Source organism: Streptomyces sp. NBC_01261 (assembly GCF_036226385.1).
GTDB lineage: Bacteria > Actinomycetota > Actinomycetes > Streptomycetales > Streptomycetaceae > Streptomyces.
On sequence record NZ_CP108463.1, the window covers coordinates 11,341,721 to 11,354,883 of the forward strand.

12 protein-coding genes are annotated in these 13,163 nt (G+C 69.3%); 1 reads left to right on the forward strand and 11 read right to left on the reverse strand.

What is annotated here, in order from left to right; genetic code table 11:
• Positions 1-20: 20 nt before the first annotated feature.
• From OG226_RS50350 to OG226_RS50395, 10 genes are all read right to left on the reverse strand, one after another.
• Positions 21-1,076: a sugar kinase gene (locus tag OG226_RS50350; protein ID WP_329353082.1), complete on the reverse strand. Its 1,056-nt coding sequence runs from the start codon at positions 1,074-1,076 to the stop codon at positions 21-23.
• Complete coding sequence (locus OG226_RS50355) at positions 1,073-1,699, reverse strand: bifunctional 4-hydroxy-2-oxoglutarate aldolase/2-dehydro-3-deoxy-phosphogluconate aldolase (protein WP_329353084.1); 627 nt, start codon at positions 1,697-1,699, stop codon at positions 1,073-1,075. The genes OG226_RS50350 and OG226_RS50355 overlap by 4 nt, the downstream gene beginning before the upstream one ends.
• Positions 1,696-2,457 carry an SDR family oxidoreductase gene (locus OG226_RS50360; RefSeq protein ID WP_329353086.1) on the reverse strand — a complete coding sequence of 254 codons (762 nt, stop codon included), beginning with the start codon at positions 2,455-2,457 and terminating at the stop codon, positions 1,696-1,698. The genes OG226_RS50355 and OG226_RS50360 overlap by 4 nt, the downstream gene beginning before the upstream one ends.
• Complete coding sequence (locus OG226_RS50365) at positions 2,454-3,500, reverse strand: zinc-dependent alcohol dehydrogenase (protein ID WP_329353088.1); 1,047 nt, start codon at positions 3,498-3,500, stop codon at positions 2,454-2,456. Before OG226_RS50365 ends, OG226_RS50360 begins: the two co-directional genes overlap by 4 nt.
• The gene (locus OG226_RS50370) at positions 3,497-3,934 is read right to left on the reverse strand and encodes an RbsD/FucU family protein (RefSeq protein ID WP_329353089.1); all 438 of its coding nucleotides are present in this window, start codon (positions 3,932-3,934) and stop codon (positions 3,497-3,499) included. The genes OG226_RS50365 and OG226_RS50370 overlap by 4 nt, the downstream gene beginning before the upstream one ends.
• Entirely contained in the window at positions 3,925-4,842 is a 918-nt protein-coding gene (locus OG226_RS50375) for an amidohydrolase family protein (protein WP_329353091.1), read from the reverse strand. The genes OG226_RS50370 and OG226_RS50375 overlap by 10 nt, the downstream gene beginning before the upstream one ends.
• Positions 4,835-6,169: an L-fuconate dehydratase gene (locus OG226_RS50380; RefSeq protein ID WP_329353092.1), complete on the reverse strand. Its 1,335-nt coding sequence runs from the start codon at positions 6,167-6,169 to the stop codon at positions 4,835-4,837. Before OG226_RS50380 ends, OG226_RS50375 begins: the two co-directional genes overlap by 8 nt.
• Positions 6,170-6,277: 108 nt before the next feature.
• Positions 6,278-7,321, reverse strand: coding sequence for an ABC transporter permease (locus tag OG226_RS50385; protein ID WP_329353094.1), 1,044 nt, complete (start codon positions 7,319-7,321; stop codon positions 6,278-6,280).
• Entirely contained in the window at positions 7,314-8,876 is a 1,563-nt protein-coding gene (locus tag OG226_RS50390) for a sugar ABC transporter ATP-binding protein (RefSeq protein ID WP_329353096.1), read from the reverse strand. The genes OG226_RS50385 and OG226_RS50390 overlap by 8 nt, the downstream gene beginning before the upstream one ends.
• 46 nt (positions 8,877-8,922) lie before the next feature.
• The gene (locus tag OG226_RS50395) at positions 8,923-9,984 is read right to left on the reverse strand and encodes a sugar ABC transporter substrate-binding protein (RefSeq protein ID WP_329353098.1); all 1,062 of its coding nucleotides are present in this window, start codon (positions 9,982-9,984) and stop codon (positions 8,923-8,925) included.
• A gap of 578 nt (positions 9,985-10,562) precedes the next feature.
• Here OG226_RS50395 and OG226_RS50400 point away from each other — a divergent pair.
• Positions 10,563-12,500 (forward strand): alpha-L-fucosidase, encoded by a 1,938-nt coding sequence (locus tag OG226_RS50400; protein WP_329353099.1) that lies wholly within the window; start codon positions 10,563-10,565, stop codon positions 12,498-12,500.
• Positions 12,501-12,534: 34 nt separating this feature from the next.
• On the opposite strand, the gene OG226_RS50405 is transcribed toward OG226_RS50400, so the two are convergent.
• Entirely contained in the window at positions 12,535-13,089 is a 555-nt protein-coding gene (locus tag OG226_RS50405; RefSeq protein ID WP_329353101.1) for a winged helix-turn-helix transcriptional regulator, read from the reverse strand.
• Between the last annotated feature and the right edge of the window lie 74 nt (positions 13,090-13,163).

The following is a 13,163-nucleotide window of genomic DNA, read 5'->3' on the forward strand; positions in this document are numbered from 1 at the left end:
CGCTGGGTGGTTCGGCGGGCTCAGCGACTGACGTGGGCGGAGCCGCCCGCCATGAGCGCCTCGACCTCGGTGAGCGAGGCCATGGACACATCGCCTGGGGTGGTCATGGTGAGTGCGCCGTGCGCTGTGCCGTAGGCGAGGGCACGCTCCAGGGGGATACCGGTCATCAGGCCGTAGATGAGCCCGGCGGCGAAGCCGTCGCCGGAGCCGATGCGGTCCAGGACGTGCAGGCCGGGCATCGGGGGACCGGACACGAAGCCGGTCTCGGCCGACCAGGCCGCCGAGGACCAGTCGTTCACGCCCGCGGAGGGCACGTCTCGCAGGGTGGTGGCGAGCACCTTCACGTCGGGCAGTTGGCTTGCCACTTCGGCGAGGGCGTCGGGCAGTCCGTCGGCGCCGACGCGCACCGCTCCGGGGTGTCGTCCGGCCAGTCCCAGGGCGCCCACCACTACGTCTGCGTGCCGGGCGAGCCGTAGATCGACCTCACGGGCCCGGTCGGCGCCGCCCCGGTCGGCCCACAGACTGGGGCGGTAGTTGGGGTCGTAGGAGACCGTCACTCCGTGCCGCCTGGCTGTCGCCATCGCCTCGTCCGCCACGTCCACCGTGGTGTCCGACAACCCGGCGAAGATGCCACCGGTGTGAAACCAGCACGGGCCCGCCGAGAAGACCGCGTTCCAGTCGACATCGCCCTTCCGCAGCTGGGACACCGCGGTGTTGGCACGGTCGCTGACGCCCAGCGCTCCCCGGATGCCGAAGCCGCGCTCGACGAAGTTCAGCCCGTTGCGGGCGCTGCGGCCGGCGCCGTCTCCGGTCACCCAGCGGATCAGCGAGGTGTCGACGCCGCCCTGCAGGATCAGGTCCTCGGCGAGCCGGCCCACCGCGTTGTCGACGAGGGCCGTCACGATCGCTGTCCGCACACCGAAGCAGCGGCGCAGTCCGCGTACGACGTTGTACTCGCCGCCGCCCTCCCAGACCTGGAACGAACGGGTGGTACGGATGCGTCCCTCGCCCGGGTCGAAACGCAGCATGACCTCCCCCAGGGCGATCACCTCGGCACCATGGCCGCGCCCGGTCACGCCGCACTCCGTGCCACGGCCTCGGCGGTCAGCCGCCGGATCGCCGCGTACTCGCCGTGCTCCAGGTGTGCGGCGGTCGCCATCCAACTGCCGCCAATGGCCAGCACGGCAGGGTGGGCGAGGTAGGCGGACACGTGGGCGAGGTCGATTCCGCCCGTGGGTACGAAGCGGGCCTGGGTGAACGGCGCTGCCAGGGACCTGAGCATCTGCACACCGCCCAGTGCCTCGGCCGGGAACAGCTTGACGGTGTCGATTCCGGCTCGTAGGGCCCGAAGCAGTTCGGTGGCGGTGGCGATGCCGGGGAGGACCGGTACGCCCAACTCCAGGCATTTGGCGACCACTTCGGGGTCGAATCCGGGCGACACGACGAAGCGGGCCCCGGCGGCCACGGCCCGCTCGGCCTGCTCGGGTGTGAGCACCGTGCCCGCGCCGACGGTCAGGCCGCCGTGCGTCGCCATGGCCTTCAGTGCCTGCTCGGCATCCGGTGTGCGGAAGGTGACCTCGGCACACCGTGCGCCGCCCTGCACAAGGGCTTCCGCGAGGGGGCCGGCCGTAGCGGCGCGGGGCACGGTCAATACCGGCAGGATCCGAGAGTCCAGCACGGACGCCAGATCGGTGCTCATCGGCCCAGCCATCCGCCGTCGACGGGCAGGACGGTGCCGTGGACGTAGGCGGCGGCGTCGGAGGCGAGGAAGACGGTGGCGCCGGTGAGGTCGTCGGAGGTGCCCCAGCGTCCGGCCGGGATGCGGTTGAGGATCGCGCGGCTGCGTATCGGATCGACCTGCAGTGCGTGCGTGTTGTCGGTGGCGATGTAGCCGGGAGCGATGGCGTTGACGTTGACGCCGTGCGGTGCCCATTCATTGGCCAGCGCCTTGGTCAAACCGGCGATGCCGTGCTTGGCGGCGGTGTAGCCGGGGACGTTGATGCCGCCCTGGAAACTGAGCAGCGACGCTGTGAAGATGACCTTTCCCCGGCCGCGGGCCACCATCGCTCCGCCCACCGCGCGGGTGAGCGCGAACTGTGCGTTGAGGTTGACCTGGAGGACCAACTCCCAGTCTGCGTCGGTGTGTTCGGCCGCCGGGGCGCGGCGGATGGTGCCCGCGTTGTTGACCAGGATGTCCACCGGCCGCTCGCGTCCCGCGAGGTCGGCGCCGAGGGCCCGTACGGCTTCGGGGTCGGCGAAGTCGGTGCGGATCGCCTCGAAGGCACGCCCCGCGGCACGCACGTCCTTCTCCACCGCGCTGCCGGATTCCTCCAGGTTGGCGCTGACGCCGATGATGTCCGCGCCGGCCTCGGCGAGGCCGCGGGCCATGGCCCGGCCGATGCCGCGCCGGGCACCGGTGACGACGGCGAGCCTCCCGGTGAGGTCGAAGGCGTTCATACGGCGGCTCCCTGGGCGTTGTCGGTGGTGCAGTCCACGAGGATCTTCATCACGTCGCCGCCTGCCTCCAGCGCCTGGAAAGCGGCGGGCGCCTCGGTGAGCGGTACGGTCTTGCTGATGAGCCGCTCGGCCGGAATCGTGCCGTCGGCGACGAGGGTCACCGCCTTCTCGAAGTCCGTGCGGTCGTACAACCGGGCGCCGACGAGGGTGAGTTCGCGCCAGAAGAAGCGGTGGAGGCTGATCTCGCGGGGCCGGGGGTGGATGGCCACCAGGCACAGCCGGCCGCGTACGCCCAGCACCTCGACCGCCGTGTCGACGCCGGCGGCGGCGCCGGACACCTCGAAGGCGACGTCCGCGCCAGCGTCCGCGGTCCACTCGCGGACCAGCTCAGCCACGTTGTCGACGGCCGGATCCCAGGCGGTCAGCCCCGACTCCTCGGCGAGCGCGCGCCGGTAGGCGCTCAGTTCGGCGATGCGTACGTCGGCTCCGGCGGCCCGGGCGACCAGCGCGATGAGGATGCCGACGGGTCCGCCGCCGACCACGACGACCTTCTCGCCCTCGGCGACCTCGGCGCGGCCGACGTCGTGCACGGCGACCGCCGTGGGCTCGACCAGCGCGGCCCGGTCCAGGGGAAGGGTGTCGGGCAGCCGGATGAGTGTCGAGGCGGGCACGGTCCAGCGCTGCTGCATCGCGCCGGGGGAGTCGATGCCGATGAAGTCGAGGTGCTGGCAGATGTGCTGGTGGCCTTTGAGACAGGCCGGGCAGGTGTCGTCCCAGCGCAGCGGCATCACGGTGACGGCGTCCCCGGGCGCCCAGCCGTCCACGCCGGGGCCGACGCGGACGATCCGGCCGGACATCTCGTGCCCCAGGACGGCGGGCGTGGACACCCGGGCGTCCATGTCGCCGTGGAAGATGTGCAGGTCGGTGCCGCAGATCCCGACATAGGCGGGCGCCAGCTCCACCTCGCCGGGACCAGGGGCGGAGGTTTCGGCTGGGGCGGTGTCCAGGGTGCGGGCGGATAGGTAACGGACGGCGAGTGTCATCGTGGGGTCAGGGTCCCTTCAGCGCGGACACCGATGGTCAGCAGCAGGTTGGCGTAGGTACGGGTGTCGGCGGTGACGATCGCCAGCGTCAGGTCGGGGGAGCGGGCGGCGTTGTAGAACTCGAAGCGGCCGAGTGTGTCGACCGGGACGGGCGCCAGCAGGGCGCGGTACTGCGCAATGGCGGGCGGTTCCGGTTCGCGCCCGGGTGGCACCATCACCTGGGCCGACTCGACCGGCAGAGCGCTCAGCAGGACGTCGAGCACGGTGGTGACGTCCAGCAGGCCGGGCGCCAGGTTGAGGTGGATGACGCGGGCGCGTTCCCCGGTCGCGGTGCTCGCTGGGTAGTGGCCGTCGGCGAGCAGCACCCGGGCGCCGTGGCCGGCGCCGGCCAGCGCTTCGAGGATCCCCGGGTGCAGCAGACGGGTCAGGAGCATGGTGTTCCCTCCTTTCTTCCAGAGGTTTGCGGTGCAGTGCGGTTCAGGCGGTAGAAGGCGGTCGCGGTGTCGGCGAGGATCGCCGAGGTCTCGGTGGCGGAGCAGCCGGCGAGCAGTTCCTCGACGGTGGCGGCCCACTGGTTCCAGCCGCCCGCGAGGACACAGACCGGCCAGTCGGAACCGAACATCAGCCGGTCGGGTCCGAAGGCGGACAGCAGCACGTCCCACACCGGGCGGATGTCCTTGGTCGTCCACTTCTGCCGGTCGGCCTCCGTGACCAGACCCGAGACCTTGCAGCGCACCTGAGGGTGCGCGGCCAGAGTCCGCAACTGCCTTTTCCAGTGGCCCAGTTCACCCCGGGCGATGGGCGGCTTGCCCGCGTGGTCGAGGACGATCGGCAGATCGGGGAAGCGTTCCGCCAGGTGGACCGCCTGGTCGAACTGTGGGCTGCGGATCAGGACGTCGTACGCCAGTCGGCGCTCGCCCACTGCCATCAACCCTCTTTCCACGGAATGCCGTTGCAGCCACGCCGGGTCCGACTCGCTCTGCACGAGGTGGCGCAGGGCGCGGAGGTAGGGGCCACCGGGTCCGGCGAGCAGGTTGTCGAGCGTGTCCGCGACGGCCGGGGAGGTGAGGTCCACCCAGCCGACGACCGCGCCGATCAGCGGGTCGGCGTCGGCCAGGTCGAGCAGTTCCCGTGTCTCGGACACGGAGGCCACGCACTGGACGACCACCGTGCTCGCGGGCTTCCGTCCGGCGATCGGCCGGGTCGCCGCCGAGCGCAGATCGGCCGTGCCGAAGGTGCGGCGGATGGGCTCGTGGCCGGGGTCATCCAGCCAGGGCTGCGGTCTGCGGTCCAGGTCCCACACATGATGGTGGGCGTCCACCAGGTGCCGGCTGTCAGACACGGGCGGCCCAGACGGGGCCGTCGGGGTACGTGTACTCCTTGAGGGAGTCCTGGTGCATCTGCGCGCTCAGCCCGGGAAGGGCGGGGGCGAGGTAGTGGCCGTTGGTGATGCGCACGGGGTCGACGAAGTGTTCGTGCAGGTGGTCGACGTATTCGATGACGCGGTCCTCGAGGGTGCCGGAGACGGCGATGTAGTCGAACATCGACAGGTGCTGGACCATCTCGCACAGGCCGACCCCGCCGGCGTGCGGGCAGACCGGGACGCCGAACTTCGCGGCGAGCAGCAGGATGGCGATGTTCTCGTTGACGCCGCCGACCCGGGCGGAGTCGATCTGTACGATGTCCACCGCGCCGGCCTGGAGGAGCTGTTTGAAGACGACCCGGTTGGCGATGTGCTCGCCGGTGGCGACCTTGATGGGGCTCAGGGCCTTGCGGACGGCGGCGTGGCCGAGGATGTCGTCGGGGGAGGTGGGCTCCTCGATCCAGTACGGGTCGTAGGGGGCCAGTTCGCGCATCCAGTCGATCGCGGGCTGGACGTCCCATCTCTGGTTGGCGTCGACAGCGATGCGGATGCCGGGCCCGACCGCCTCACGGGCTGCGCGCATCCGCCGTACGTCGTCCTCCAGGGACGCGCCGACCTTCAGCTTGATCTGGGTGAAGCCGTCCGCGACGGCCTCGCGGGCCAGGCGGGCCAGCTTCTCGTCGGAGTAGCCGAGCCAGCCGGGGGTGGTGGTGTAGGCGGGGTAACCGCGCTCCAGCAACTGGGCGATGCGCTCCTCGCGGCCGGGTTCGGCACGCTGGAGGATCTCCAGGGCCTCTTCGGGGGTGAGGGCGTCGCTGAGCCAGCGGAAGTCGACCTGGGCGACCAGTTCCTCGGACGGCATCTCGCCGAGGAAGCGCCAGACGGGCTTGCTTGCGCGCTTGGCGGCGAGGTCCCAGGCGGCGTTGACGACCGCGCCGGTCGCCATGTGGATGGCGCCCTTCTCCGGGCCGAGCCAGCGCAGTTGGGGATCGTGGACCAGGGAGCGGGAGAACGCGCCGAGGTCGGCGCAGACCTCTTCGACCGAGAGGCCGACCACGTGCGGGGCGAGGGCTGCGATGGCCGCGGCCTGGACGTCGTTGCCGCGGCCGGTGGTGAAGGCCAGGGCGTGGCCCTCCAGGCCGTCGCCGGCGTCGGTGCGCAGGACGACGTAGGCGGCGGAGTAGTCGGGTTCGGGGTTCATCGCGTCCGAGCCGTCCAGGTGCTCGGACGTCGGGAAGCGCACGTCGAGGACGTCCAGGGCGATGATGCGGGCAGATGCCGGTACGGAGGACTCGGTGGAGGACATGGCAACTCCTAGGGGGCAGGGGCGTGGACCCTGCGACGAGAGGGGGCAACGACGACGGCGGAGGCCGGGGGCCGCGCGGTCACGGTGGATCCGGCGGCGGCCGCCCGTTCAGTCCTGGACCTTGCCGCCCGTGATGCGCGAGATCATCAGCGCGACCAGGATGATGAGGCCGTTGAGGGCGCCGATCCACTGCGCGGGCACACCGCCCAGGGTCAGCACGTTCTGGATCATGAAAAGCAGCAGGATGCCGCTGAAGGCCCCGAACATGGTGCCCTTGCCGCCGTTGAGGCTGATCCCGCCGATGACGGCGGCGGCCATGACGGTGAAGATGTAGCCGTTGCCCTGTGCGGAGGCGACGGAGGCGAGCCGCCCGGAGAGCAGGAGGCCGGCGAGGGCGGCGAGCACACTGCCGGTGACGATGACGATCCACAGCACCCGGTCGGTGCGGATACCGGCCGCCTTCGCGGCGTCGACGTTGCCGCCGATGGCGTACAGGGAGCGGCCGAAGCTGGTCCAGCCGAGGACCACGATGGCCACCGCGAACAGTGCCAGGCAGAGCCAGATGGAGGCGGGCATCCCGAACCACTCGGCGGTGCCCAGGTAGAGCATCGACTCGGGCAGCTGGAAGAAGGTCTGGCCGCCGGAGATACCGGTGAGGACCCCGCGCAGGACGATCAGCATGCCGAGGGTGACGATGAAGCCGTTGAGGCCGAAGCGGATGATCAGGACGGCGTTGATGACACCGACGAGTGCGCCGACGGCGAGGGTGACGGGAATCGCCCAGGCGCCCGGGAGGAGACCGAGGCCGTGTCCCGCCCCGGTCGGCACCACCAGCCAGGCGGCCACTCCGGGCGCCAGGCCCATGGTGGACTCCAGGGAGAGGTCCATCTTCTTGACGATCAGGATCATCGTCTGGGCGAGGACCAGCAGCGCGATCTCGGACATGGTCTGCAGCACGTTGATCAGGTTGTCGGCCTGCAGGAAGACCGGGCTGACGATCTGGCCCACGACCGCGATCACCACGATGGCGGGGACGAGCGCGAGGTCACGCAGCCTGGCCAGCGGCACCCGGCCGCCGAACAGCGCAGTCGGCTTGGTTCCCGGCTCCGCGGCCTCTGAGGCGGCCTTGTCCGCGAGAACGGATTCAGACATTGAGGTCCACTCCTTCCATCGCGGCCACGAGGTCGTGGTCGTGCCAGCCGCGGGCGATCTCTGTCGTCACCCGGCCCTGGAACATCACCAGGACCCGGTCGCACATGCGCAGGTCGTCGAGCTCGTCGGAGGCGATGAGCACTCCGGTGCCGGTCTGCGCGGTCTCCTCGACCTTGCCGAGGAGGAACTCCTTGGAGCGCACGTCCACGCCCGCTGTCGGGTTGATCAGCACCAGCAGCCGGGGGTCATCGGCCAGGGCGCGGGCCATGACGACCTTCTGCTGGTTGCCCCCGGACAGTGCGGAGACAGGCAGGTCCGCTGAAGGAGTCTTGATCGCCAGGTTCTCGATCATGCCCTCGGCGAGCCGGTCCCGGTGACCGCGGCTCAGGAAGCCGTGGGAGCCGAGCCGCTTGGGGACGGACAGGGTGGCGTTGTCCGCGATCGACATGTCGGGGACGAAGCCCTGGTGGTGCCGGTCCTGCGGCACGAACCCGGCACCGGCGGCGAGCGCCGCGGGCACGCTGCCCGGCCGGGGCCGACGCCCGGCGATCTCCACCGCTCCGCCGTCGGCGGACCGAAGCCCTACGACGGTCTCGGCGACCTCCGTACGACCGCTCACCGCGGCCCCGGCGAGTCCCACGATCTCGCCCGCCCCCACCTGGAAGGTGACATCGCCGTAGGTTCCGCCGCTCAGCCCCTGGACGTTCAGCGCGACCGTGGCACCGGTGTCCAGAGTGCTCGCCCGCGCCTCGCGCCGGTCGGCCGCCGCCTCGCCGGTCATGGCGGCGACGAGCTCGGTTCGGGGGAGCTCGGCCACCGGCGCGGTCAGGATGTGCCGGGCGTCGCGGAACACCGTCACCATGTCGCAGATCTCGTAGACCTCCTGGAGGTGGTGACTGATGAACAGGAAGGTCACGCCCTGGCGTTGCAGGTCGCGGATCCTGCCGAAGAGCCGGCTGATGGCGGCCGCGTCGAGCTGGGCGGTGGGTTCGTCGAGGATGATGAACCGGGCGCCGAAGGACAGCGCGCGGGCGATCTCGACGAACTGCCGCTGCTCCACGTTGAGTTCGCCGGCAGAAGTCTGGGGGTCGACGTCCACCGACCAGGCCGACAACGTCTCCTGCGCACGGCGGCGCACGCCCTGCCAGCTGATCAGCCGGCTGCGCCCGTGGTGGTGCCGGTTGAGGAAGAGGTTCTCCGCGACGGTCAGCGTCGGGATGATCGTCGACTTCTGGTAGACACAGGCGACCCGCTGCCGCCAGGCGTCGCGGTCGGTGAGCCGCGGCGCCGGGGTGCCGCCGAAGGAGACGCTTCCCTCGTCGGGGGCCTGGAGGCCGGTGAGGACCGACACCAGGGTCGACTTGCCGGCTCCGTTGCGGCCCACGAGCGCGTGGGTCTCGCCGGGCCTGATGGTGATCCGGGCGCCGTTGAGGGCCACCGTCGGACCGAATCGTTTGACTATGCCCGTCGCCTCGACGACGGGCGGGCCCGCTGCGGCCCGGCCGTCGTCCGCCGGGGCGGGCGCGGGGGTGACTGCTCGCTCCCCGTCGCTCATCTCAACCGCCTTGTACTCGTGAACCGTTGTATGCCGGACGGGGGAATCAGCCGAGGTTGTTGCCCCACAGCGACTTGTCGTCGCTCTTGACGCTGGGCACGCCGCCGTAGGTGCCGCCGTCGGCGGTGACCAGCGGGGCGGAGAGCTGGTCCTCCAGGAGGCCGTCGCGGACCTGGATGATGGTGCTGTCGTGGTCGGTCTTGCCGGGCTTGAACGTCTTTCCGTCGATCGCGGCCTTGAGGTAGTACAGGGCGTACTTGGCGTACAGGTCGGCGGGCTGGGAGACGGTGGCGTCGATCTTGCCCTCGCCTATGGACTTCAGTTCCTCGGGGATGCCGTCGTTGGACACGACGAACACGTGCTTCTTGTCCGACGGCTCGACCAGCAGGCCCTTCTGCTTGAGGACCTGGAGGGTGCCGGCCAGGGCGAAACTGGACTGCATGTAGACGCCCTTGATGTCCGGATTCGCGGTCAGGTCCGTCTGCAGCTTCTGCGCGGCGACGGCGCCGTCCCAGTTGGTGGCCTCGCCGAACACCTTGATGCCGGGGTAGTTCTTCTTCACGCAGTCGTTGAACGCCTCGGTGCGGTCACGGCCGTTGATGGAGTCCAGGCCGCCCTCCAGCATGACGACCTTGCCCTTGCCGCTCAGCTTGGTGCCCAGGTACTGGCACGCCTTCTCGCCGTACGCCCGGTTGTCGGCGCGCACCACCATGAAGACCTTGCCGCTGTCGGGGCGGGTGTCGACGGTGACGACCGGGATCTTCTTCGCCGCCAGCTGCGCCAGCGTCGGCGCGATGGCGGCGGTGTCCTGCGGGGCCATCGCCACGCCCTTGACGCCCTGACTGATGAACGTCTGCGCGTTGGCGGTCAGTTTGGCGACGTCGTTCTGCGAGTTGGTGGTCTTGAGGGAGACGCCGAACTCCTTGGCGTACTCCGGCGTGTACTTGATATACGAGTTCCAGAAGTCGGTGTCCGAGCGCGGGTAGTCGACCCCCACCAGCGGGGCACCGCCGGCGGACGTGGAGGTGGAACCGCCGCCACAGGCGCTGGTCAGCAGCAGGGCGGACGTGGCCGAGACAGCTGTGAAGAGTGCGGTTCTGAGTCTCATGGCTTCTTTCCTCACGCGGAACGGCTGGACGGGCGGGCAATGTTTCGGGGGTGCGAACGTCAGATGACGCCACCTCTAGACATGGGATGTTTATAGGCGTGAACCTTCCCCCCTGTCTAGACGTTTGCGACCACTGGCATAAAAAGCGAGGTAACGAGTGGAGAACGGCGGCGGGTGCGGACTTCCACCACGCGATCCATCCCATCTCTGCCTTCGTGGGTGCTCCGCCGCGAAAACCCTTGACTCGATCACTGAGGGCTCAGACATGCCATGTCTGAGCCTCCGGGAGGCACCCAATAAAGTGCAATCAATGATAAATCGGTCATATTGCCTGTCTTTCATCCCTGCAAAGGTGTTGACATCCATGGGATACATGGCCGAAGTTCATCGTTAACATCCGGAGCCTCCGGCCGGGGTGCTGTTCGGCCCGCGTCCCCGCCCGCACACAAGCCGTCGTTCGCGGCACCTGGGGGTTCGCCGACTGCCTGCAGGTGCGAGAACCGGGCGATGCGCATTCGGTCATCTCCCACCGTGTACAGCCCAGCCAGGGACAAAGCACACAAACCAGGAGTGAGATCATGCCGTCAGGAAGACTGTCCCGCCGTACGCTTCTGACTGCGGCGGGTGCTGCGGCAGCAGCGACCGCCCTGCCTGTTCTTCCCGCCTTCTCCGGCCTTCTGTCCGAGGCGTCCGCCGCTGACCTGCAGACCAATCTGGCCCATCTGGCCAACCTGCGGTTCGGGATGTTCAACCACTTCAACCTGGGCACGTTCACCAACGAGGAGTGGGCCGCGCCGAACCAGGACCCCGCGCTGTTCGCTCCCACGGCCGTCGACTGCGCGCAGTGGGCGGCTGCGGCCGCCGCCGCGAAGATGAGTTACGGCGTGCTGACGACCAAGCACCACGACGGCTTTGCCTTGTGGCCGAGCGCCTACGGCACGCAGAACGTCGCCAACAGCTCCTACAAGCACGACATCGTGCAGGCTTACGTCACCGCGTTCCGCGCTCAGGGCCTCAGGGTCGGCCTGTACTACTCGATCTGGGACCGCACCTACAACGTGCAGGCCTACGACACACGGCACGGGGTCGCCGCCGCCGAGGAGATCCAGCCGGGGGACATCACCTTCATCCTCAACCAGATCACCGAGCTGCTGACGAACTACGGCACCATCGACATGTTCATCACTGACGGCTACGCCTGGCAGATGGGCCAGCAGGCCGTCTCCTACCAGCGGATCCGCGAACACGTGAAGTCGCTGCAGCCGAACATCGTCATGATCGACCACGGCGGGCTCTCACAACCGTGGCTCGGCGACGCGATCTACTTCGAAGAACCGCTCGGTGTCACCTCGCCGACCGGCAACACCTACGCCTCCCTCCAGGGACAGACGATCAGCAACGGCTGGTTCTGGCACCCTTCCACACCTACCACCGACCCGATGAGCCAGGCGTCGATCCTGTCCCATCTCACGGACCTGGAACCGAAGTACACCTCCTTCATCCTCAACTGCCCGCCCAACCGCGACGGCGTACTGGACACCAACATCGTCAACCGCCTCGCCGGCGTCGGCGCCGCCTGGAGCCCGAACACCTCCCGGGCCCCGCTGCCGACCCAGCAACTGCGCTGCGAGCACCCGGTCAACCCGGTCAATGCCTACGCCACCGCCTTCCACACCGGCGAGGGCCCGCTCAACGCCATCGACGGGCTCAGCGACAAATCCTTCGAGACCTGCTGGTCCACCTGGAGTCTGTCGCTGCCGCAGTCGATCACGATCGACCTGGGCGGGGTCTGGAGCAACGTCTCCACCCTGGAATACCTGCCCAAACAGTGGAACCGGTCCAACACCACCGACGGCGACATCACGTCGTACACCATCTACACCAGCACGGACGGCGTCACCTTCACGCAAGCCGCCACCGGTACCTGGAGCGGCAACCAGACGACCAAGCTGGTGGAGTGGACGAACCGCAACGTCGGTTTCGTGCGCATCCAGGCCGATGCCGCCACCGGCGGCTACGCGAACATCGGCGGCGTCAGGATCGGCGGCCGGTCGGCCAGGCCCGCCCTGGTCTCCAGTACGTTCCCCGGCGACTCGACCGTCTACAAGCTGGTCAACCGCAACAGCGGAGAGGTGGCCGACGTGTACAACTTCGGCACCGCCAACGGCGCCAACATCCAGCAGTGGCCCTGGCTGGACAACACGGCCCAGAAGTGGACCTTCGTGAGCACCGGCGACGGCTACTTCAAGATCCGCAACGTCAACAGCGGCAAGCTCATGGAGGTCGCAGGGCTCTCCCGCGTCGACGGCGGAAACGTCGGCATATGGGCCGATGCCAACGTTCCCCAGCAGCACTGGGCCCTGACGCCCACCGGTGACGGCTACTACTTCCTCACCAACCGGCTCAGCGGTCTTTCACTCAACGTGGACGGCGCTTCCACCGCCGACGGCGCCAACGTCAACCAGTACACGTACACCAACGCCGCTCGGGAGCAGTGGCGGATCGTCAGCGTTTAGCCGAACGGCCGCAGGCGGCGCAGCGATGCGGATGTCACGGCCCGTCAGCCGGGCCGGGGGCATCTGCTGCGCCGGGCCGGGTGGGCCGGGCTCCGGGGCCGGGTGTCGCGGTGATGTCGCGGACGGCGGCGATTTCGTGGCCGGAGGCGCAGGCGATGACCGAGTGGACCGGCGCCCCGCAGTCGCGATGGATCAGCGTGACCGTGGGCCCGGGCGCGTCGGCAAGCCAGTGTTCGGCCCAGGCGTTGAGAGCGACCAGGGTGGGAGCGAGGCTGAGCCCTTTGTCGGTGAGACGGTACTCGTCCCGCTCGCGGGCACCGGGCTCGCGGTAGGGCCGTTTCTCAAGCACGCCGATGGCCACGAGGTCGCGCAGTCGTGTCGAGAGGACAGTCCGGCTCAGCTCGCACCGACGCTGGAAGTCCTCGAAACGCCGCGTGCCGTAGAAGGCTTCCTTCAAGATTTTGCCGGCCGCGCGGGGGTTGAGGACCTCCAGGGCGAGGGCGATCGAGTCGGGCTCGATGTCCCAGGAATCACGGTTCCACTGGGTTGGACCGCCCGGCAGTCCCGGTCCTTCTGGTGCGTCAGCCACGTCCCTCTCCCCAGGTCGGCGCCTGCCCACAGGCCCCTCACACGCCTGCACTTTACACTCACCCCGAGGCTGAG